This is a genomic window from Brevundimonas albigilva (genome assembly GCF_023573565.1).
Taxonomy (GTDB): domain Bacteria; phylum Pseudomonadota; class Alphaproteobacteria; order Caulobacterales; family Caulobacteraceae; genus Brevundimonas; species Brevundimonas albigilva.
The window spans coordinates 3,144,379-3,163,705 of sequence record NZ_CP097649.1 but is presented as its reverse complement, the minus strand read 5'-3'; the positions used below and the strand labels follow the sequence as shown (position 1 = coordinate 3,163,705).

The 19,327-nt window shown below is 69.7% G+C and carries 21 protein-coding genes; 11 read left to right on the top strand and 10 right to left on the bottom strand.

Going from position 1 to position 19,327, the window contains the following annotated elements:
• Window positions 1–270 precede the first annotated feature (270 nt).
• Complete coding sequence (locus M8231_RS15825) at window positions 271–2,394, bottom strand: M13 family metallopeptidase (RefSeq protein WP_250201920.1); 2,124 nt, start codon at window positions 2,392–2,394, stop codon at window positions 271–273.
• Window positions 2,395–2,548: 154 nt separating this feature from the next.
• Between M8231_RS15825 and M8231_RS15820 the strand changes: the two genes are divergently transcribed.
• From M8231_RS15820 to M8231_RS15800, 5 genes are all read left to right on the top strand, one after another.
• Complete coding sequence (locus M8231_RS15820; protein WP_250201919.1) at window positions 2,549–4,414, top strand: cation:proton antiporter domain-containing protein; 1,866 nt, start codon at window positions 2,549–2,551, stop codon at window positions 4,412–4,414.
• 195 nt (window positions 4,415–4,609) lie between these two features.
• A complete protein-coding gene (locus M8231_RS15815; RefSeq protein WP_249751802.1) occupies window positions 4,610–5,248 on the top strand; it encodes a TetR/AcrR family transcriptional regulator in 639 nt (212 codons plus the stop codon).
• A gap of 240 nt (window positions 5,249–5,488) precedes the next feature.
• A complete protein-coding gene (gene rplU, locus M8231_RS15810; protein ID WP_249751801.1) occupies window positions 5,489–6,046 on the top strand; it encodes a 50S ribosomal protein L21 in 558 nt (185 codons plus the stop codon).
• 98 nt (window positions 6,047–6,144) lie between these two features.
• Window positions 6,145–6,429 (top strand): 50S ribosomal protein L27, encoded by a 285-nt coding sequence (gene rpmA / locus M8231_RS15805; protein ID WP_250201918.1) that lies wholly within the window; start codon window positions 6,145–6,147, stop codon window positions 6,427–6,429.
• 164 nt (window positions 6,430–6,593) lie between these two features.
• Window positions 6,594–7,127, top strand: coding sequence for a GNAT family N-acetyltransferase (locus M8231_RS15800; RefSeq protein WP_250201917.1), 534 nt, complete (start codon window positions 6,594–6,596; stop codon window positions 7,125–7,127).
• A gap of 6 nt (window positions 7,128–7,133) precedes the next feature.
• Here the strand turns inward: M8231_RS15800 and M8231_RS15795 are convergent, their stop codons facing one another.
• From M8231_RS15795 to M8231_RS15785, 3 genes are all read right to left on the bottom strand, one after another.
• Window positions 7,134–7,289, bottom strand: a complete 156-nt coding sequence (locus M8231_RS15795) for a hypothetical protein (protein ID WP_250201916.1) — start codon at window positions 7,287–7,289, stop codon at window positions 7,134–7,136.
• Between the two features lie 25 nt (window positions 7,290–7,314).
• A complete protein-coding gene (locus tag M8231_RS15790; protein ID WP_250201915.1) occupies window positions 7,315–7,503 on the bottom strand; it encodes a Flp family type IVb pilin in 189 nt (62 codons plus the stop codon).
• A 125-nt stretch (window positions 7,504–7,628) separates the two neighbouring features.
• Entirely contained in the window at window positions 7,629–7,814 is a 186-nt protein-coding gene (locus M8231_RS15785; RefSeq protein ID WP_250201914.1) for a Flp family type IVb pilin, read from the bottom strand.
• Window positions 7,815–8,049: 235 nt separating this feature from the next.
• Here M8231_RS15785 and M8231_RS15780 point away from each other — a divergent pair, with 235 nt between their 5' ends.
• Genes M8231_RS15780 through M8231_RS15770 form a run of 3 tightly spaced genes read left to right on the top strand, consistent with a single transcriptional unit; the run spans window position 8,050 to window position 9,586 of the window.
• The gene (locus M8231_RS15780) at window positions 8,050–8,490 is read left to right on the top strand and encodes a pilus assembly protein N-terminal domain-containing protein (protein ID WP_250201913.1); all 441 of its coding nucleotides are present in this window, start codon (window positions 8,050–8,052) and stop codon (window positions 8,488–8,490) included.
• A gap of 5 nt (window positions 8,491–8,495) precedes the next feature.
• Complete coding sequence (locus M8231_RS15775; protein ID WP_250201912.1) at window positions 8,496–9,041, top strand: TadE/TadG family type IV pilus assembly protein; 546 nt, start codon at window positions 8,496–8,498, stop codon at window positions 9,039–9,041.
• 5 nt (window positions 9,042–9,046) lie between these two features.
• Window positions 9,047–9,586: a TadE/TadG family type IV pilus assembly protein gene (locus M8231_RS15770; RefSeq protein WP_249751794.1), complete on the top strand. Its 540-nt coding sequence runs from the start codon at window positions 9,047–9,049 to the stop codon at window positions 9,584–9,586.
• Between the two features lie 70 nt (window positions 9,587–9,656).
• Here the strand turns inward: M8231_RS15770 and M8231_RS15765 are convergent, their stop codons facing one another.
• The 4 genes from M8231_RS15765 to M8231_RS15750 are packed head-to-tail and all read right to left on the bottom strand — an operon-like array spanning window position 9,657 to window position 12,674.
• A complete protein-coding gene (locus tag M8231_RS15765) occupies window positions 9,657–10,964 on the bottom strand; it encodes an anthranilate synthase component I family protein (protein WP_250201911.1) in 1,308 nt (435 codons plus the stop codon).
• The gene (locus tag M8231_RS15760) at window positions 10,961–11,740 is read right to left on the bottom strand and encodes a tyrosine-protein phosphatase (protein WP_250201910.1); all 780 of its coding nucleotides are present in this window, start codon (window positions 11,738–11,740) and stop codon (window positions 10,961–10,963) included. The genes M8231_RS15765 and M8231_RS15760 overlap by 4 nt, the downstream gene beginning before the upstream one ends.
• 8 nt (window positions 11,741–11,748) lie before the next feature.
• Window positions 11,749–12,051 (bottom strand): winged helix-turn-helix domain-containing protein, encoded by a 303-nt coding sequence (locus M8231_RS15755; RefSeq protein ID WP_249751793.1) that lies wholly within the window; start codon window positions 12,049–12,051, stop codon window positions 11,749–11,751.
• Complete coding sequence (locus M8231_RS15750; RefSeq protein ID WP_249751792.1) at window positions 12,051–12,674, bottom strand: hypothetical protein; 624 nt, start codon at window positions 12,672–12,674, stop codon at window positions 12,051–12,053. Before M8231_RS15750 ends, M8231_RS15755 begins: the two co-directional genes overlap by 1 nt.
• Window positions 12,675–12,817: 143 nt before the next feature.
• Here M8231_RS15750 and M8231_RS15745 point away from each other — a divergent pair, with 143 nt between their 5' ends.
• On the top strand, window positions 12,818–13,570 hold the full coding sequence (locus M8231_RS15745) for an SAM-dependent methyltransferase (protein ID WP_249751791.1): 753 nt from the start codon (window positions 12,818–12,820) through the stop codon (window positions 13,568–13,570).
• Between the two features lie 64 nt (window positions 13,571–13,634).
• Here the strand turns inward: M8231_RS15745 and M8231_RS15740 are convergent, their stop codons facing one another.
• Window positions 13,635–15,080 (bottom strand): AMP nucleosidase, encoded by a 1,446-nt coding sequence (locus M8231_RS15740; protein WP_250201909.1) that lies wholly within the window; start codon window positions 15,078–15,080, stop codon window positions 13,635–13,637.
• 128 nt (window positions 15,081–15,208) lie between these two features.
• Here M8231_RS15740 and M8231_RS15735 point away from each other — a divergent pair, with 128 nt between their 5' ends.
• Both M8231_RS15735 and M8231_RS15730 read left to right on the top strand, forming a co-directional pair.
• Entirely contained in the window at window positions 15,209–16,465 is a 1,257-nt protein-coding gene (locus tag M8231_RS15735) for a multidrug effflux MFS transporter (RefSeq protein WP_250201908.1), read from the top strand.
• 61 nt (window positions 16,466–16,526) lie between these two features.
• Window positions 16,527–18,479 (top strand): M1 family metallopeptidase, encoded by a 1,953-nt coding sequence (locus tag M8231_RS15730; protein WP_250201907.1) that lies wholly within the window; start codon window positions 16,527–16,529, stop codon window positions 18,477–18,479.
• A gap of 317 nt (window positions 18,480–18,796) precedes the next feature.
• Here M8231_RS15730 and M8231_RS15725 read toward each other — a convergent pair whose 3' ends face one another.
• Window positions 18,797–19,228 (bottom strand): DUF488 domain-containing protein, encoded by a 432-nt coding sequence (locus tag M8231_RS15725; RefSeq protein WP_249751790.1) that lies wholly within the window; start codon window positions 19,226–19,228, stop codon window positions 18,797–18,799.
• Window positions 19,229–19,327: the final 99 nt, after the last annotated feature.

Sequence of the window (19,327 nt, the reverse complement as noted above, 5' to 3'; positions counted from 1 at the left end):
CCCGTTGACGACAGCCCCGGGATGGCGTCAATTGGTCTCACTCGAGGACGAGCGGTGCTCAAGCACGCAGTTCTTGAAGGCGTTTCGGGGAGGAAACGTCGGCTCACAAGAGCCTCGGAAAGCCCGCTGCGACGTATCCCCCGCAGCGGGCTTTTTCGTGCCTGAAATCAGCAGCCTGGACCGTCGCCGCGCCTTCGCCGAACAGGACGCCGGACAGCAGAAAGGCCGGGCTCGCCCCCGGCCTTTCGCGATTCTCGAAGGAGCGTCGCCTTACCAGATGCGGACGCGATCCTCCGGCGCCAGATAGTATTTGGCGCCCGGCTCCACGTCGAAGGCGTCGTACCAGGCGTCGACGTTGCGCAGCGGGCCGATCACGCGGAACTGCGCCGGCGAGTGCGGGTCGGTCGCCACCTGCTGCTTCAGGGCCTCGTCGCGGTACTTCGACTGCCACACCTGGGCCCAGCCGTAGAAGAAGCGCTGGTCGCCGGTGGTCCCGTCCAGGACCGGCGCGACCTGGCCGTTCAGCGACAGGTGATAGGCCTCCAGGCCCACCGCCACGCCCGAGGCGTCGCCGATGTTCTCGCCCATCGTCAGCCCGCCCTGCACGTGATAGCCGGGCAGGGGCTCGTACTGGTCGTACTGGGCGCCCAGGCGGGTGGTCAGGGCCTCGAAGTTGGCCTTGTCCTCGGCGGTCCACCAGTTGCGCAGCACGCCGTCGCCGTCGGACTTGGAGCCCTGGTCGTCGAAGCCGTGGCCGATCTCGTGGCCGATCACGCCGCCGATGCCGCCGTAGTTGACCGCCGGGTCCGCGTCCGGATCGAAGAAGGGCGGCTGCAGGATGGCGGCCGGGAAGACGATCTCGTTGTTGGCCGAGTTGTAGTAGGCGTTGACCGTCTGCGGGGTCATGCCCCACTCGGACTTGTCGACCGGCTCGTCCAGGCGGGCCAGGTCATAGTTCCACTCGAACAGGCCGCGGCGCTCGGCGTTGCCGACCAGGTCGTCGGCGCGGACCTCCAGGCCGGAATAGTCGCGCCACTTGTCGGGATAGCCGATCTTGACGGTGAACTTGGTCAGCTTCTCCTGCGCCGCCGCCTTGGTCTCGGCGCCCATCCAGCTCAGGCCGTCGATGCGGTGCGACAGGGCGGTGCGCAGGTTGGCGACCAGCTGTTCCATCTTGGCCTTGGACTCGGCCGGGAAATATTCGGCCACATAGAGCCGTCCCGTGGCCTCGCCCAGGGCGTTCTCGGCGAAGGAGATGGCCCGCTTCTCACGGCTGCGCTGCCCGGGCTGGCCCGACAGGTCGCGCGAGCGGAAGGCCCATTGCGCGTCGGAAAAGCGCTTGGACAGGAAGGGCGCCATGTCGTCGGCGGTGTGGAAGGCCTCCCACGCCTGCAGCAGCTCGACCGGCGTCTCGGCGTACAGGGCCGCGATCTTGGGCATGGCCGTGTCCTGGCGTACGATCAGACGCGGCGTCCCGCCCAGTTCGGCGGCGTCGAAATAGGTCTGCCAGTCGAAGCCGGGCGCGTCGGCGGCCAGGCGGGCGATGGTGTATTCGTTGTAGGTCTCGTCGCGGTTGCGGTTCTGGATCGGGGTCCAGTGCGCCTCGGCGATCTTGGTCTCCAGGGCCACGATGGCGGCGGCGGTCTCGGCCGGGTTCGCCCAGCCGATCATGCCCAGCATGTCGGCGACGTAGGCCTGGTACTTCTCCTTCTTGTCGGCGTAGCGCGCGTCCAGATAGTAGTCGCGGTTGGGCAGGCCGATGCCCGACTGGCCGGTGGAGACGACGTAGCGGGTCGGCTGCTTGGCGTCGATGGTGATGCCGGTGCCGAAGAAGGACCCGCCGAAGCGGCCGACCGTCTGGCCCATGTAGGCGGCCAGCTTCTCATGGCTGTCGGCGGCGCGGATGGCGCTCAGATAGGGTTGCAGCGGCTGGGCGTCCAACTGCTCGATGCGGGCCTCGTCCATGTAGGCGCGATAGGCGTCGGCGATCTTGGCCTCGTCCGATCCGGGCGCCAGGTCGGTGCGCGCCGCCAGGCCCGTGACCAGTTCCTTCATCCGGTTGTCCGACAGTTCGCGCAGCAGGGCGAACGAGCCGTAGCTGGTGCGGTCCGACGGGATGATCAGCTTGTCGATCGCCGTCCCGTTGGCGTAGCGGAAGAAGTCGTCGCCCGGCGCCACGGCGGTGTCGCGCCCCGCCAGGTCGAAGCCCCAGGTCCCGTACTTGGGCGCCTCGGTCCCCTGCCAGCCGGCGGCGGTCTCCTCGCCCGAGAACAGCGAGACGATGGTGCAGCTCTCGTCCAGGCAGGCGTGGTCGTGTCCGATGTCCTGCGCCAGGGCGGCGGTGGCGGGCAGCAGAAGGGCGCCCGCGGCGGCCCCGATAAGCAGACGTTTCATACTTCGATCCTCGATCCCGGCCCCGATGCGGCCGGGCGGCCGGACCCTAGACCGGACAAGGGGCCTGTCGCCTTAAAATAAGTTCATGAAAGCGCGCCGGCCTCTCGCCAGACGACGCGCGGCGCCCTCTGATACGCCGGGCGACGGAGGGCGGATGACCAACGGGCACGGCGGCGGCGAATACAAGGATCTGGTGGTCTTCCTGGCGGCCGCGGGCGTCATGGTGCCCCTGGTCAACCGGCTGAAGATCAGCCCGATCCTGGGGTTCCTGGCGGCCGGCGTCCTGCTGGGGCCGGACGGGCTGGCGCGCTTCTCCGACGCCCTGCCATGGCTGTCGTGGGCCACGATCAGCGATCCGGGCCAGCTGGCCCAGCTGTCCGAACTGGGCGTGGCCTTCCTCCTGTTCATGATCGGGCTGGAGCTGTCGTGGGAACGGCTGCGGGCTCTGCGCCGCCTGGTCTTCGGCCTGGGGCTGATGCAGGTCGTCGCCTGCACCGTCGTGCTGGCGGCCCTGTTCATGCTGACCGGCCAGCCGCTGGCCGGGGCGGTGGTTCTGGGCATGGGCCTGGCCCTGTCGTCGACCGCCGTGGTCATGCCGGTGCTGGCCGAGCGCGGGCGGCTGAAGGGGGTGGTCGGCCGCTCGACCTTCGCCGTGCTTCTGGCCCAGGACCTGTCGGTGGCGCCGATCCTGATCACCGTCACCGTTCTGGCCGCCCTGGCGCAGAGCGCCGGCCTGGGGGGAAGCGTCCTGGAACCGGCCGTCCTGGGCCGCGCCCTGCTGACGCTGGTTCCCGCCGCGATCGGCCTGGGGCTGCTGGTGCTGCTGGGCCGGATCGTGCTGCGGCCGATGTTCCGCTCGGTCGCGCGCGCCCGGCGGGCCGAGCAGGGCGGGGAGCTGTTCGTCGCCGCCAGCCTGCTGGTGGTCATCGGCGCCGGCCTGGCGGCCCAGGCCGCGGGCCTGTCGATGAGCCTGGGCGCCCTGGTCGCCGGGGTGCTGCTGGCCGAGACCGAGTTCCGGCGCGAGGTCGAGGTCTCGATCGAGCCGTTCAAGGGCCTGCTGCTGGGGGTCTTCTTCGTGGGGGTGGGCCTGGGGCTGGACCTGGACGCGGTGGCGGCCGACCCGGCGGGGGTGTTCGGCCTGGCGCTGGCCATCGTGGCGGTCAAGGCCGCGGTCGTCTTCGGTTTGGCGCGGCTGTGGGGCCTGGCCTGGCGTCCGGCGCTGGAGACGGCCCTGGTCCTGGCCCCGGCGGGAGAGTTCGCCTTCGTGGTCTTCGCCACCGGCCTGGTCGAGGGCGTGGCCTCGCCGGGGATCACGGCCGCCGTCGCCCTGTCGGCCACGATCAGCATCTTCTGCATCCCCCTTCTGGCCCTGCTGGGTCAGCGGCTGACCCGCCCGGCCGCGGGCGCGCCCCACGACCCGGGACCGGATGCGGTCGGCGCCGTCCCCGACCCCGGCGAGGGGGCGACCGTCATCGTCGGCTTCGGCCGCGTCGGGCGGCTGATCGGCGAGATGCTGCGCGAGCATGACCAGCCCTTCATCGCCGTGGACGCCGATCCGGCCACGGTGGCGGCGGGCCGCCGGGCGGGCTTCGACGTCTTCTACGGCGACGCCGGCCGGTCCGAGATGCTGCTGCGCTGCGGCGTCATGACCACCCGCGCCCTGGTCGTGACGATGGATTCCCCGGCCAAGGTGGACGAGGTCGTCCGCGTCGCCCGGCCCCTGCGCGAGGACCTGATCCTGATCGCGCGCGCCCGCGACGACCAGCACGCCGCCCGCCTCTATGCGCTGGGGGTCACCGACGCCGTGCCCGAAACCACCGAGGCCAGCCTGCAGCTGGCCGAGAACACCCTGGTCGACCTGGGCGTGCCGATGGGCCTGGTCCTGGCCTCCATCCACGAACGGCGCGACCAGTTCCGCCGCGCCTTCCAGGCCGCAACCCCGGAGTCGCGTCGCCACCGCCCCATGCGCGCGCTCAGGAACAGCCAGCTTAACCATAGGCGTCCGTCGCCCACAGAATAGAGTACGTAGTTATACGAGGAGCCTTGTCCGTGACCCATTTTTGTCATGGTTCCGTGGTGGAAGCGCTGCCTCTGTATTCATCGCATCGGCGGAGACTTCAGCGCCCATCGCCCCGGATCGCGCCGATCCCCTTCAGTCAACTTCGTCTCGTCCCCCGCGGGTTCGGAGTCCTTCGTAGAGTACACGCCCCCGTTCATGACCGATTCCATCGCCGCCTCCCCCGAGCCCCGTCTGAACCGTCGCCAGGCCGCCAAGATCCGCACCCGCCAGAAGGTGCTGGAGGCCGCCCGCTCGCTCTTCGCCGAGCGCGGCTACGAGCCGGCCACGATCCGCGACATCGCCAAGGGGGCCGGAATGTCGACCGGCGCGGTCTTCGCCAACTTCCAGGACAAGGCCGAACTGTTCGAGGCGGTCCTGACCGAGGACATGACCCGTCTGGCCGAGGTGGTCGAGGCCGGGGCGCCGCAGGGCGAGCCGGTGCGCGACCGCCTGGTGTCCGCGCTCAGCGCCGGCTACCACTCGTCGCTGGACCAGCTGCCGCTGTTCCAGGCCATCGTCGCCCGGTCCTGGTTCCAGCCGCTGGCGGCCGAGATGCGGGCCCGCGCCGCCACCCGGAAGCTGCAGCTGGCCATCGGCGCCATCCTCCAGGACGCGGTCTCGCGCGGGGAGATCAGCCAGGACGCCGACCTGCGCCTGTTGGTCGAGCTGATCTGGGACGCCTATCTGTCCAACTATCGCCGCGCCGCCTACGACAACTGGGACGCCCAGGCCCTGTCGGATCATGTGGCGCGTCAGATCGACGTGATCCTGGCGGGCGCGCTGGCCGCCCGCTGACCCGACGTCGGTCCCGACCTGGAAAGGCCCCGCTTCGGCGGGGCTTTTTCTTTGCGGGCGTCTTGTCGGCTCCGGCGAAGCGCTGCAGAGAGCCGTCAGGGGCGATTCGTCCGAATTCACCCCGAAAACGCGGCAAATCGCGTTGACTCCGCGACCGCCTTCCGTATATGTCGCCGCTCTTCGCCCGCGGGGGTCACCCGGCGGGCGCACTCTTTTTTGCGTTTGCGCTGAGGCTTCAACATGTACGCGGTGATCAAGACCGGCGGCAAGCAGTACCGGGTCCAACCGGGCGACACCATCGTCGTCGAAAAGCTCGACGGCGACGCCGGCGCCGAGCTGAAGTTCGACAGCGTCCTGATGCTGGGCGGCGACAAGGGCGTGACCCTGGGCGCCCCGCTGATCGACGGCGCCTTCGTCGGCGCGACCCTGATCGAGACCCGCAAGGGCGAGAAGGTCAAGATCTTCAAGAAGACCCGTCGCCAGGGCTATCGCCGCACGAACGGCCATCGCCAGATGGAATCGGTCCTGCGCATCACCGGCATCGAAGGCGCCGGCGAGACCGCCAAGTGGGACGGCAAGATCGACCTGCTGACCAAGGCCGAGATCGACCTGCGCGCGCGTGGCCTGGCCACCCGCGGGGCGACCTCCTCGATCGGTTCGACCGAGACGGTCGTGACCGAGGCCGACGGCGCCGACGTCAAGGGCGCCGTGGTCGAGAGCTCGGCTCCCGCCAAGAAGGCTCCGGCCAAGAAGAAGGCTCCCGCCAAGAAGGCCGAAGCGGCCGGCGACGAAGCCTAAGACATTCACCGGCGCTTCACCGGCGCCATAGGATATAAGGAGCGTCCTCAAGTAGGCCGAACGGCTGATAGGACGCTAGGAAAGAGCGGAGCGATACGATGGCTCACAAGAAATCCGGCGGTTCGTCGCGCAACGGTCGCGACTCCGAGTCCAAGCGCCTCGGCGTGAAGAAGTTCGGCGGCGAGCGCGTGCTGGCCGGCAACATCATCGTGCGTCAGCGCGGCACCACCTTCCACCCGGGCGAGAACATCGGCATGGGCCGCGACCACACCCTGTTCGCCCTGACCCCGGGCGCCGTGAAATTCACCACCAAGCGTGGCGGCCGTTGTTACGTGTCCGTGCTTGCGGCCAACGACGACGCTCAGGCCATGGCCGCCGAGTAACGCCATCTGGAAAGCCCGGATCGCGTTGCTCCACCAGCAGCCGATCCGGACCAGGGAAATTTTCCGCGGGGAGTCTGGATCACCAGGCTCCCCGTTTGCGTTTCCCCGCCTCGAAGACCGTCCGAGCCCTCCAAGGAGACGGTCCAGAGAATGAGGCGACCGCCATGTGCGTCATTGAAACCTCCCCCGTCGTCGAGACGCGGCGTCTGGTGCTGCGCGCGCCCGCGCCCCAGGACGCGCCGCGCATCGCCGCCCTGGCCAACGACATCGACATCGCCCGCATGACCAAGCGGATGCCGCATCCCTTCCATGTGAAGCACGCCGAGGATTTCGTCGTGCAGGTCGCCGCCCAGGACCCAGCGCGCGCCAGCACCTTCGTCATCGAGCATGAGGACCAGGGTCCCGTCGGCGTGATCGGCCTGTTCGAGGGTGAGGACCGCGTGCCCGAGACCGGCTACTGGATCGGCCGCGAATTCTGGGGCCGGGGCTTCGCCACAGAGGCCCTGGAGGGCGCCCTGGTCTGGGCCAGCCGCAAGTGGCGCCGTCGCGCCCTGGTCGCCGGCCACTTCGCCGACAATCCGGCGTCGGGGCGGGTGCTGGAAAAGGCGGGCTTCCTCTACACCGGCGAGACGCGTCGCGCCTTCAGCCTGGCGCGCCGGGCCGATGCGGACACCCGCATGATGGTGTGGATGGCCTGACCGCCGTCAGGGCGCGCCCGAGGCCGGGCCGCCCGGCTCGTCCTGTTCGCCGTCCGCGTCGCGATCGACCCGGCCGCGACCGCGGCCCTCGATCCCCATCGACAGGGCGAACAGGGCGCCGGCGAAGACCATGGCCAGGATGATCAGCAGGATCAGGTTCATGGGATCGCAACGCCCCAGGCGCCGATCAGTTCGAGGTCACGTCCGGCGGGGCCGCCATCCGGCCGCCCATCCGGGTGAAGGCCTCTTTCATCTCGGGGCCGAAGGCGCTGAGGCAGACGATCAGGGCGGCGCCCATCAGGCCGACCAGAAGGCCGTATTCTATGGCGGTCGCGCCGGACTGGTCGCGGCGGAAACGTCGGATAAGCGCGGTCATGCCGGCTCGCCTCCTCGGGCGCGGAGCCCGTGCGGGTCGATCGGCCGAAGGGCCGGTCCCGTGAATTGAAAGAAGGCCGGGACGAAACGCCCCGGCCTTCTCCGACTTGGCGTCAGACGTCAGGATCAGCCCGTGATGTTCTTGGTGCCGGTCATGCTGGTGCCGATACCCGTGAACGCTTGCTTCATCTGCGGGCCGAAGGCGGTCAGGCAGGTGATGATGGCGACGGCCATCAGGGCGGCGATCAGGCCGTATTCGATGGCGGTGGCGCCGGACTCGTCCTTGACGAAACGCGAAACGAACTTGGTCATGGTAATCCCTTTTCGATTTGATCTGCGAGCAACTGGCGGGGGGAGCCGGCAGCCCGCTTGACCCCCAAAACGCAGGATCAAAATGCCCGACAGCCGTTAAAGTGAGGTCACGGCGTTTGGTTACCCCCTGATTCACCACGAAAAATATGCATGACGGTCCGAAATCCTTTGTTGAGGATTGCGGCGCATCCTCGCGGACGTCCCGCGCGTGCGCGCCTTATTCATCAGGGTCGCCATGTCCCGCCTTCCCGTCCTGTTGAGCGCGCTCGCGCTGATCGCCGTTCCGGCCGTCGCCCCCGGCGTCGCCCTGGCCCAGGCCAACACCCTGAGCATCGAGATCGACCGCGCTTCGCGGGTCCAACTGCCGGGCGCGGCCGCCTCGGTCATCGTCGGCAATCCGCAGATCGCCGATGTCTCGGTGGTCGACGCCAACACCCTGTTCATCACCGGCAAGGGCTATGGCGTGACGGAAGTCATCGCCGTGGACGCCATCGGCCGCACCCTGTTCCAGCGCGAGGTGGTCGTCACCGGCGGTTCGACCGGATCGGTGCGCGTGTGGCGCGGCGGCCAGGCGACCGAGATGGCCTGCGCCGCCTCCTGCGCCCCCAGCGTGCGCGCGGCCGGCGACACCGGCGCGGTCGGTTCGCCCTCGGCTCCAACCGTCACGACGCCCTGACCCGGATGCGCCTGTCCATCGCCAATCTGCGCCGTCTCCAGCGCCGCCGTCGGTCGCGCGACGGCTCGGCGGCGGTCGAATTCGCGATGATCGCCCTGCCGTTCTTCATGATGCTGTTCGCCATCTTCGAGCTGGCGACGGTCATCACCCTGGATTCGGTGCTGGAGAACGCCACCATCCAGACGGGCCGCCTGGTCCGCACCGGCCAGGCCGAATCCCAGGGCTTCGACGGGGTGAAGTTCAAACAGGCCCTGTGCCAGCGGATGAACGTCTTCCGCCCCGACTGCCTCAATCGCGCGCGCGTCGACGTGCGGGTGGTCGACAACTTCGCCAATCCGATCCCGCCGGTCGAGCAGCCGACCGGACCGGACGACCCCTATAACGGCGGCGAACCGGGCGAACTGATGCTGGTCACCGTCTGGTACCGCCAGCCGGTCCTGACGCCCTTCCTCTCCAAGGGCACCTCGGGCTCGGGCCGCGAGACGGTGCTGACCGCCACCACCGCCTTCCGCAACGAACCCTGGGGCACGCCGGCCCCGCTGGCGGGATGAGGCCGATGATCCGGACCTTCCTTCGCCGGCTGCGGCACGACACCCGCGGCGTCTCGGCCGTGGAGTTCGCCATCCTGGCCCCGACCATCATCATGATCTATTTCGGCCTCGTGGAGTTCGCCCAGGGCTACATGGCCCAGAAGCGCACCACCCACGTCGCCTCCATGGTGGCCGATCTGACGGCCCAGAACGCGACCCTGAACACCAGCCAGATCACCAACATCTTCGGCATCGGCGACAAGATCATGCGTCCCTTCTCGGACGCCGACCTCAGCCAGCGCGTCACCAGCCTGAGCCGCACCGGCAATACGGTGAAGGTCGTCTGGAGCCGCGCCACCGGCGACCTGACGCCCCTGGCCAAGAACAGCGTCTATGAGGTGCCGTCGCTCGATCTGATCCCGAACGGGGAGGGGCTGGTCGTCGCGGAATCGGCGTTCGAATACACCTCGCCGGTCGATTTCGTCCTGCCCCAGCCGGTGACGTTCAAGCACGTCTCGTACCTGCGCCCGCGCAACACCGACCAGGTCGAGTGCAGCAACTGCTAGAGCCTGATCCGTTGAGAGGGAATCGGTTCGCGATCCCTCAATGCGGTGGATCAGGCTCCAAGCATGAGCTCTAGCCGGCTAGCGCCTGCCGGATCGCGGCGATCTTGGCGTCGGTCTCGGCCAGTTCGGCGGCGGGATCGCTGTCGGCCACGATCCCGGCGCCGGCCAGGGTGCGGAAGCGCCAGCCGCCGTCCCCGTCCATCTCGAACGCGGCCGTGCGGATCAGGACCGAGGCCGTCAGACCGCCGTCCTCCTCGATCAGGAACAGCGATCCGCACCAGGGTCCGCGCGGCGGCTCGTGGGCGGCGATCACCTTCATCGCCTGGTGTTTGGGCGCGCCCGTGATCGAGCCGGGCGGAAAGGTCGCCTCCAGCAGATCCGCCGGTCCGACCCCCGCCGCCGCCCGCGCCGTGACCGTCGACACCAGGTGATGCACGGTCGGATGGCGCTCGATCGCGAACAGGGCCTCGACCCGGACCGAACCGGGTTGCGAGACGCGCGCCAGGTCATTCCTCATCAGGTCGACGATCATCAGGTTCTCGGCCCGGTCCTTGGCGCTGGCCAGAAGGTCGGCGGCGCGGGCGGCGTCCTCGGCCGGGTCGGCGGCGCGGGGGCGGGTGCCCTTGATCGGCCGGGCCTCGATCCGGCCCGTCGCGGCCTGAAAGGCCAGGAACAGTTCGGGCGAGTTGGACACCAGCGCCCGCGCGCCGATCCGCCAATAGGCGCCGAACGGCGAGGCCCGGCCCTGCTGCAGGCGCAGGAAGGCGTCGAACGGATCGGCGCCCGGCCTCAGCCGCCCGCCCCAGGCGCGCGCCACATTGGCCTGGAACAGTTCGCCCGCCGCGATGCGCGCCACCACGTCCGCGACGGCGGCGCGATAGGCGTCGTCGCCGGCCTCGGCCGCGAAGGTCTCGGCCGGGGCGGCGGGGGCGGCGGGCGTCGCCGCGCGCGCCAGCCAGCCGGCGGCCCGGCGCGCGGCGGCCTCGGCCTGGGCGGTCGTGCGCCCGCGCCCGATGGCGCGGACCGTCCGCGTCTGGTGGTCGAAGCTCAGCATCGCCGGATAGCGGGCCAGCATCAGGTCGGGCCAGATCGGCGCCCGGGGTCCCGTCGCCGGCCGCGCCCCGGCGTCATAGGCGGCCAGCCCGACCGTGCCGGGTCCGAACGCCGGATCGCGCAGGGCGGCGAAGGCGGCGGTCGCCTCGACGGCCCCCGCATGAACCCGGTCCGGCCCGGTCGCCACGTGCGACCAGCGCCCGCCCGGCCCGCCGTCCGACAGCAGGACCAGGGCGCCGTCGCCCCCGCCCAGGCCCGCGGCGACCCGCACAGGATCCGTCCACGGACGATCCAGGACGACGACCGTCTCGCCCGTCGCGCTCACGCCGACAGCCGCGCCTCGATCCGCGCGCGTAGGGGGGCGTCCACGCCCACGGCCTGTTCCAGATAGGCGTCGACCGTGCCGTGCCGCGCCTCGATCTCGGCGAAGGCGGCTTCCAGATAGGCCGCCTCCACCCCCAGGAAGGCGACCACCGCCGCGTCGGAGGCGACCCGCCCGGTCATCCTTTCCAACTGCCGCGCGATAGCCGGCGCCCGGCCCGCCAGGTCCACCGCCGTATTGGTCAGCAGATAGTCCTCCACCATGTCGTCGCGGCCGACGCCCAGCAGCCGATGAGTCAGGGCGGCCAGGAAGCCGGTGCGGTCCTTGCCCGCCGCGCAGTGGATCAGCACCGCCCCGTCCGTCTCGGCCAGGGCGCGGAAATAGCGGGCGAAGACGTCCAGATAGGCCGGGTCGAACGGCAGGCGGCGATAGGTCTGGTCCATGAACCGTCGCCCGCTGTCGGCGGTCAGGTCCGCGCTCTTCAGGAAGGCGATGTGCGGGGCCTCGGCCCCGTCGTCCAGGCCCCCCTCGATCACCGCGGCGGCGAACCCCGCGTGCCGGCGCGAGGGTTGGTCGCGGCGTTCGCCGGGCCGGCGCAGGTCGACCACCGCCCCGATCCCCAGCGCCTTCAGCCGCTCCAGGTCCGCCTCGCTGGCCCGCCCGTGATGGGCCGAACGCAACAGGCGGCCGGGACGAAGGCGTCGCCCGGCCGCCGTGGCGTAGTCGCCGAAGTCGCGGAAGTTGTCGATGGCGTCGAAACGCAGGATGCGCGGGCTCATGCCCCCTTCTAGCGCGCGGGCAGCAGCCCCGCCATCGCGTCCAGATAGGCCACGAAGGCGGTGCGGCCGTCGTCGGTCAGCCGCGCCGTGGTCAGGGGCTTGCGGCCGCTGAAGGTCTTTTCGACGGCGACGAACCCCGCCTCTTCCAGCTTGCGCAGATGGACCGACAGATTGCCGTCGGTGGTCTGAAGCCGCGCCTTTAGGGTGGCGAAATCCGCCGCCTCGGCGCCCGACAGATAGGCCATGATCCCCAGGCGGATGCGGCCGTGGATCACCTCGTCGATGCGGCCGATGTCGAAATCGTCCGCCATCAGACGACCTCCGACGGTTCCTGCCGCATCAGGATCAGCCCGGGGATCAGGGCGACGGCCGCCAGCACGACGGTGAAGGCCAGATAGATCGCCGGCGTATCCGCGAACCAGGCCACGGCCACCGCTCCGGCGTAGGACAGCAGGGCCGTCATCGTCATCCAGCGGGTCCGCGTCATGGCCGCGCCGACCATCCAGGCCGAGCCGTAGGCGACCAGAACGATCGTCGGCATCGCCATCATCCACCGCCAGTCGCCCGATTTCACCGCCAGGGCGACCAGGCCCAGCCAGGTGACGAAGATGCCATAGCCGACCCCGCTCCAGGCCGCGCCGACCGCAGTGTTGCCCGAGGAGTTGTAGCCCGGCCTGCCCTTCATCCGTCCGATCAGAACCGTCAACACGCCTGCGAAGACGACGCCCGCGCCGATCCACAGCCACAACTGCGCCCAGGGACTGACGCTCACGACGCCAGACTGAAGGGCCCATTGGCCCAGATTGGCGGCGCCGAAGATCACGGCGGCGGCGACCAGCACCGGCCCGGCCAGCAGGGGCGCGTGCCGCCCCTCGTGGGCCAGGGCCCGCATATAGGCGATGTCGTCTTGAATGGTCTGCGTGTCGCGCGTCATGGCGTCCTCCCGTTGAAAGTCGGGATACCATGCATCAAGAACTTTATGTTGTAAAGTGCTCTGTTGCCCTTTGAACCAAACGGGATCGACAAGCCTGCCGCGACCGTATTGTCTCGCGTCGTCCACACAGCGCCCGGTGTCCCATGTCCGTGAATTTCCAGCGTGTCGCCTATGCGACGCTTCCGGTCTGCAACGCCCTGGGGATGGCGGATGTGGAGGCGGCCGTGTCGCGCACGGGCCTGGCGCCTGGCGCCCGCGCGCTGGACCTCGGCTGCGCCCACGCCGGCGTGGCCATCCAGCTGGCTCGGCGCTTCGCCCTCGACTTCGACGCAGTGGACGCCGACGGCGCCATGATCGAATTGGCGCGCGAGCGGATTGACCAGGCTGGGGTCGGCGATCACGTGACGCTCCACCACGCCTGGTCCGGCGCCTTTCTGGCGGACCAGTCGCCCTATCAGCTGATCGTCGCCATAGGCGTGATCGAGCCGGTCGGAGCGGGTGTGCGCGAACCCGCCGCGATGATGGCGGGCCTGAGTCGTCGTCTGACGCCTGGCGGCTGGCTGCTGTGGGGCGACCTGGTGTGGAAGGGCGAGCCGCCGGCGCCCTTGCGCCAGGTGATCGAGGCCAACAATCTCTACGCCGACCATACGGGCTGGCAGGCGGCCGCGCGCGACGCCGGGCTGGAGGTCGTTTCGGCCGGCCTGTCCGATGACGCGACCTGGGCGCGTTATCTGGCGGCGATGGACGCGGCCGTGCGCGACTGGACCGCCGCCAACCCCGACCGGCCCGAGACGCCCGCCATCGCCGCACGCGGCGACCAGGTCAGGAGCCTGTTCGCCTTCGGCCGCGATTATCTCGACTTCGGTCTCTACCTGCTGCGCCGCCCCGAAAGCTGAAGACGCCCCTGAACAGGCGGGCATCGCCGAAATCCCTCGCTCAAGCAGCAACCGTCAGCGGCCTTCACCGGAACGGCGGCTCGTCGAAGGCGCGCAGCTTGCGCGAATGCAGGCGCGGGCCTTCGCGCCGCATCAGGTCCACCGCCTGGATGCCGATCTGCAGGTGTTCGGAGATCGAGCCCTCGTAGAAGCGGTTGGCCTGGCCCGGCAGCTTGATCTCGCCGTGCAGCGGCTTGTCCGACACGCACAGCAGCGTCCCGTAGGGCACCCGGAACCGATACCCCTGGGCGGCGATGGTGGCGCTTTCCATGTCGATGGCGACGGCCCGGCTCTGGTTGAAGCGCAGCGCCGACTTGGAATAGCGCAGCTCCCAGTTCCGGTCGTCGGTGGTGACGACCGTGCCGGTGCGCAGGCGCAGCTTGACCTCGTCGCCGGGCATGCCGCTGACCGACTTGGTGGCGTCGTACAGGGCGCGCTGCACCTCGGCGATCGACGGGATCGGGATGTCGGGCGGCAGCACCGCGTCCAGCACATGGTCGTCGCGCAGATAGGCGTGGGCCAGCACGTAGTCGCCGATGGTCTGGCTGGCGCGCAGGCCCCCGCAGTGGCCGATCATCAGCCAGACGTGCGGGCGGGTGACCGCCAGGTGGTCGGTGATGGTCTTGGCGTTCGACGGCCCGACCCCGATGTTGACCAGGGTGACGCCCTTATGCCCCGGCGCGGTCAGGTGGTAGGCCGGCATCTGGTGCTTCTTCCAGGCCGTGTCGCTGATCGCCTCTTCCGGGTTGGGCGTGTCCTTGGTGATGACCACGCCGCCGGCGCACGACAGGGTTTCGTACGGGCTGTCGGGCCGCTTCAGCTGCTCGATGGCCCAGCGCACGAACTCGTCGACATAGCGGTTGTAGTTGGTGAACAGCACATAGGACTGGACGTCGTCCACCGGCGTGCCGGTGTAGTGGCGCAGCCGGGCCAGCGAGAAGTCGGTGCGCAGGCCGTCGAAGTGCGACAGGGGGAAGTCGCCGGCCATGTCGAACAGGCCGTCGGCGATCTCGTCGCCGATATGGGCCAGGTCCGTGGTCGGGAACCAGCGCGCCAGGGCCGCGGTCATCGACCGGTCCAGCGCCACGTCCAGACCGTCGGTCACATAGGGGAAGGGGATTTCCTGGTTCGACACCCCGACCTCGAACGTCGCGCCGTATTCCTGCTCCAGCAGGCCCAGCTGTTCGGTCAGATAGGGGCGGAACAGGTCCGGCCGGGTGACGGTGGTGGAATAGCGGCCCTGTTTCGACAGCCGGGCGTAGGCGCGCGGCTCCAGGTCCTGGGGCCGGTCGCCGTCCCAGCGGATGCGAAGTTCGGGATAGGCGAACACCCCTTCGGCGCGCCGGACCGGATCGGGCCGGGCGCCGGTCTCGACGAAGTCCCGCACGGCGTCGCGCAGGTTGGTCACGGATCGGGTGTAGAGGGTTTCGAGGCGGTCCAGCGCCGCCTGGGCTGTCATCTTGTCTGTCATGACTTCCTCTAGCCGAGCTTGGCGTCCTTGGCGAGGCGATCCCCGTTCAAGCTCGATTTCGCTGCATTGCAGCAATTTATGACACGCGCATGGTTGCGGCCGGGGCGGTCATGGCGCATCTGGCCCGGATGACCACTTCCGCCGCGTCAACGCCCGCCCAGAAGCCCGGCTTCGTCGAATTCGTCTGCCTGGTCGCGGCCCTGATGGCGATGAACGCCCTGGCCATCGATTCCATGCTGCCGGCCCTGCCGCACATCGGCCAGGACCTGGCCGTCCAGTCGGCCAACGGCGTGCAATGGGTCGTCACCGCCTATCTGCTGGGCTTCGGCGCCGCCCAGCTGATCTACGGCCCCCTGGCCGACCGGTTCGGCCGCAAGCCGATCCTGATGGCGGGCGTGGGCGTCTATGTGCTGTTCAGCCTGCTGGCGACCCTGGCGCCGACCTTCGACGCCCTGATCGCGGCCCGCATCGGCCAGGGCCTGGGCAGCGCGGCGACGCGGGTGCTGGTCGTCTCCATCGTGCGCGACCGCTACAGCGGCCGCGACATGGCGCGGGTCATGTCGCTCAGCTTCCTGGTCTTCCTGGGCGTGCCCATCCTGGCCCCGTCCGTCGGCGCCCTGATCATGCAGTTCGGCCCGTGGCGCTGGATCTTCGGCGTGCTGATGGTCTTCGGCCTGTCGGTCATGCTGTGGGCCCTGCTGCGCCTGCCCGAAACCCTGCACCCCGAATATCGCCAGCCCATCCGCCTGCCGCGCATCGTCGCCGGCTTCCGCGAGGCCCTGACCAACCGCGTGTCCCTGGGCTACACCCTGGCCATGGGCGCCCTGATGGGCGGGCTGTTCGGCTTCATCAACTCGGCCGAGCAGATCTTCTCCCAGGTCTTCCACGCCCCGTCCGTTTTTCCCCTGGTGTTCGCCGCCATCGCCGGCGGCATCGCCGTGGCCTCGCTGCTGAACGCCCGGCTGGTCGGGCGGCTGGGCTCGCGGCTGATCTCGCACACGGCGCTGATCGCCTTCATCGTCATCGCGGCCATCCACGCGGGCGTGGCGCTGGCGGGCGTGGAGTCGATCTGGACCTTCGGCGTGCTGCAGGCCCTGACCATGTTCTGCTTCGGCCTGATGGCGGGCAATTTCGGTTCGATGGCGATGGAGCCGATGGGCCATATCGCCGGCACCGCCTCGTCCGCGCAGGGGTTCCTGTCGACCATCCTGGGCTCCCTGGCGGGCTTCGCGGTGGGCCAGCAGTTCAACGGGACCACCGTGCCGATGATGGTCGGCCTGACGGTCTATGGCCTTCTGGCGCTGGCCATGGTGCTGTTCGCCGAGAAGGGCCGCCTGTTCCGCGCCCACCACCTGCCGTCGGCCAAGGTCGCCGCCGAGGCTTGATCTTTTCGCCGTTTCCGCGCGTTCTCCGGGCCGTCGTCATGGTCAGCCCCGGAAAGCCTCGATGAAGCGCAAAGCCTTCGGTCTCGTCTCCGCCCTCGCCCTCGCCGCCGCCCTGGGGGTCAGCGCCTGTTCCACCCCGACCGGAGGCGCCGCCATGACGCCGCCCGCCATCGCCCCCGCGCCCGGCCCGGAGGCCGTGGACAGCCACACCTACGCCCGGCCCGAGATCGCCCGCGTCGTCGACGTGGCGCTGGACCTGACCGCCGACTTCAACGCCAAGACGCTGTCGGGCACGGCCACCCTGGACATCCTGGCCGTCCCCGGCGCCAACGAGGTGATTCTGGACATCCGCAACCTGGACATCCAGGACGTGCGCGACGCGGCCGGCCAGCCGCTGCGCTTCGTCGTCGGCGACGACGACGCCATCAAGGGCCAGCCCCTGACGGTCTATTTCCCGGCCTTCGCCGCCGACGAGCGTCGCAAGATCACCATCCGCTATTCCACCCGGCCGGACGCGGCGGCGCTGCAGTGGCTCACCCCCGCCCAGACCGCCGGCGGCGACAAGCCCTATCTGTTCAGCCAGGGCCAGGCGATCCTGACCCGCACCTGGGTGCCGACCCAGGACAGCCCCGGCATCCGCCAGACCTATTCGGCCCGCATCGTCGCGCCCGAGGACCTGACCGTGGTCATGAGCGCCGACCACCTGACGCCGCAGGGCGAGCCGGCCGGAAACGGCATGAAGGCGTGGCGCTTCCGCATGGACAATCCGATCCCGCCCTATCTGATCGCCATCGGCGTGGGCGACCTGGCCTTCGCCCCGTTCGACGCGCGCACCGGCGTCTGGACCGAGCCCAGCCGCCTGCGCGCCGCGGCCTGGGAGCTGGAGCCCACCGCCCAGATGGTGGACGCCGCCGAGAAGCTCTACGGCCCCTATCGCTGGGGCCGCTACGACCTTTTGGTCCTACCGCCCAGCTTCCCGTTCGGCGGCATGGAGAACCCCAAGCTGACCTTCGCCACCCCGACCATCATCGCCGGCGACCGCTCGCTGGTGTCGCTGGTGGCGCACGAACTGGCGCACTCCTGGTCGGGCAACCTGGTCACCAACGCCACCTGGAACGACTTCTGGCTGAACGAGGGCTTCACCACCTATTTCGAGAACCGCATCATGGAGTCGCTCTACGGCCATGACCGCGCGGTCCAGGAACAGGTGCTCAGCTGGGACGGGCTGCAGGACGAGCTGAAGACCCTGCCCGCCGCCGACACCCGGCTGCACCTGGACCTGAAGGGCCGCGATCCCGACGACGGCATGAACACCATCGCCTACGACAAGGGCTCGGCCTTCCTGCGCACCATCGAGCGCATCGCGGGCCGCGAGCGGTTCGACGCCTGGCTGCGCGGCTATTTCGACCGCAACGCCTATCGGCCGATGACCACGGCCATGTTCCTGGACGACATCCGCGCCAATCTGGTCAAGGGCGACGCCGCGCTGGAGGCCGAACTTCAGCTGGACGCCTGGGTCTATCAGCCCGGCCTGCCCTCCAACGCCGTCGCCCCGGTCTCGCACGCCTTCGAACCGGTGGACGCCGCCGCCCTGGCCTTCTTCCGCGACAAGGGTCCGGCTTCGGCCATCCCCTGGGCGGACTGGAACACCCAGCAGCGCCAGCGCTTCCTGGGCTGGCGGCCCGAGGGTCTGCGCGCAAACGCCGACTGGCTGACGCCGGCCCAGCTGGCCGACCTGGAATCGACCCTGAACCTGGCGAACGAGGGCAACAGCGAACTGACCTTCGCCTGGCTGCAGATCGCCCTGGCCCACCGCTATCAGCCCGCGGTCGCCACGGCCGAGAAGTTCCTGACCAGCCAGGGCCGGCGCAAGTTCGTCTATCCGCTGTTCCAGACCCTGTGGGCCGAGGGCGACTGGGGCCGCCCCATCGCGCGCCGCATCTACGCCGAGGCGCGGCCGCTGTACCACCCGGTCACCTCGGGCTCGGTCGACGACCTGGTCGGCCGGCCCTGACGCCCGACGAGGAGGGGTGAGGCGCGGCCCTCATCCCTTCCTTCCGTCAGTCCGGGCGAAACGGCCCTCCGCCCGGAACGGCGAAAGGGGGCGTCGCCATCCTATTTCCGAGCCTGAAGGGCTGGAACATCAGCGCTCTAGGCGGCCCGCGGGGCCTTCGGCCTAACACGCCCCAAAACCGTGCGATCCTTCCCGACCACGCCCGCGCCTGATCATCCGATCGAGCCCCAGGGTGACGAAAGGGGAGGAGCCGACCGACGCCGATTTCACACGATTCACACTATTCAGACGGTCTTTTTCCGCCCAGGGGTCCGAAATCACAGATTGACGATCCGCGCCCCGTCCTCGTGCGCCAGCCGCTCGGCCAGGACCGCGCGGTGGCATCCGGCGGGGTCGGCCTCGAAGCACAGCAGGGCGACGCGCCTCTCGGCCGCCAGGGCCTTCAGCCGGGCGTAGTCCATCTGGGCCTGCGGCTCGGCCATGTGGTCGGCGAAGATGGCGCGCATCTCCGCCACATGGCCCTTGCGCGCCGCGTCGCGCCCGGCCTTGGGCGTGCCCAGGCCGCGCAGATGGACATAGTCGACGCCCTGGGCCTTCAGGCTCTCGCCCAGCAGGGTCTTGGAAAAGCCGGCCCGGCGAGAGGCGGCGATGGCCCGCACGTCGACCAGGACCTCGACCCCGGCCGCCTTCAGACGGTCGATGACCTGGGCCTGGGTCGCGCCTTCGTAACCGATGGTGAACAGTTGCATCGGCCACAGATGGGCGTCGGCGCCCCGATCGCCAGCTTGGCCGCCAACGCCCGCGTTGCGGCGCGGCGCCCTATCGTCTATCCCGCCGACACTGATTTC

Coding starts and splice junctions, on each gene's coding strand:
- rplU (WP_249751801.1), top strand. CDS start 5,489: ATGTACGCGGTGATCAAGACCGGCGGCAAGCAGTACCGGGTCCAACCG.
- M8231_RS15740 (WP_250201909.1), bottom strand. CDS start 15,080: ATGACAGACAAGATGACAGCCCAGGCGGCGCTGGACCGCCTCGAAACC.
- M8231_RS15780 (WP_250201913.1), top strand. CDS start 8,050: ATGTCCCGCCTTCCCGTCCTGTTGAGCGCGCTCGCGCTGATCGCCGTT.
- M8231_RS15790 (WP_250201915.1), bottom strand. CDS start 7,503: ATGACCGCGCTTATCCGACGTTTCCGCCGCGACCAGTCCGGCGCGACC.
- M8231_RS15725 (WP_249751790.1), bottom strand. CDS start 19,228: ATGCAACTGTTCACCATCGGTTACGAAGGCGCGACCCAGGCCCAGGTC.
- M8231_RS15750 (WP_249751792.1), bottom strand. CDS start 12,674: ATGACGCGCGACACGCAGACCATTCAAGACGACATCGCCTATATGCGG.
- M8231_RS15735 (WP_250201908.1), top strand. CDS start 15,209: ATGACCACTTCCGCCGCGTCAACGCCCGCCCAGAAGCCCGGCTTCGTC.
- M8231_RS15745 (WP_249751791.1), top strand. CDS start 12,818: ATGTCCGTGAATTTCCAGCGTGTCGCCTATGCGACGCTTCCGGTCTGC.
- M8231_RS15760 (WP_250201910.1), bottom strand. CDS start 11,740: ATGAGCCCGCGCATCCTGCGTTTCGACGCCATCGACAACTTCCGCGAC.
- M8231_RS15815 (WP_249751802.1), top strand. CDS start 4,610: ATGACCGATTCCATCGCCGCCTCCCCCGAGCCCCGTCTGAACCGTCGC.
- M8231_RS15775 (WP_250201912.1), top strand. CDS start 8,496: ATGCGCCTGTCCATCGCCAATCTGCGCCGTCTCCAGCGCCGCCGTCGG.
- rpmA (WP_250201918.1), top strand. CDS start 6,145: ATGGCTCACAAGAAATCCGGCGGTTCGTCGCGCAACGGTCGCGACTCC.
- M8231_RS15770 (WP_249751794.1), top strand. CDS start 9,047: ATGATCCGGACCTTCCTTCGCCGGCTGCGGCACGACACCCGCGGCGTC.
- M8231_RS15730 (WP_250201907.1), top strand. CDS start 16,527: ATGAAGCGCAAAGCCTTCGGTCTCGTCTCCGCCCTCGCCCTCGCCGCC.
- M8231_RS15820 (WP_250201919.1), top strand. CDS start 2,549: ATGACCAACGGGCACGGCGGCGGCGAATACAAGGATCTGGTGGTCTTC.
- M8231_RS15825 (WP_250201920.1), bottom strand. CDS start 2,394: ATGAAACGTCTGCTTATCGGGGCCGCCGCGGGCGCCCTTCTGCTGCCC.
- M8231_RS15785 (WP_250201914.1), bottom strand. CDS start 7,814: ATGACCAAGTTCGTTTCGCGTTTCGTCAAGGACGAGTCCGGCGCCACC.
- M8231_RS15800 (WP_250201917.1), top strand. CDS start 6,594: ATGTGCGTCATTGAAACCTCCCCCGTCGTCGAGACGCGGCGTCTGGTG.
- M8231_RS15795 (WP_250201916.1), bottom strand. CDS start 7,289: ATGAACCTGATCCTGCTGATCATCCTGGCCATGGTCTTCGCCGGCGCC.
- M8231_RS15755 (WP_249751793.1), bottom strand. CDS start 12,051: ATGGCGGACGATTTCGACATCGGCCGCATCGACGAGGTGATCCACGGC.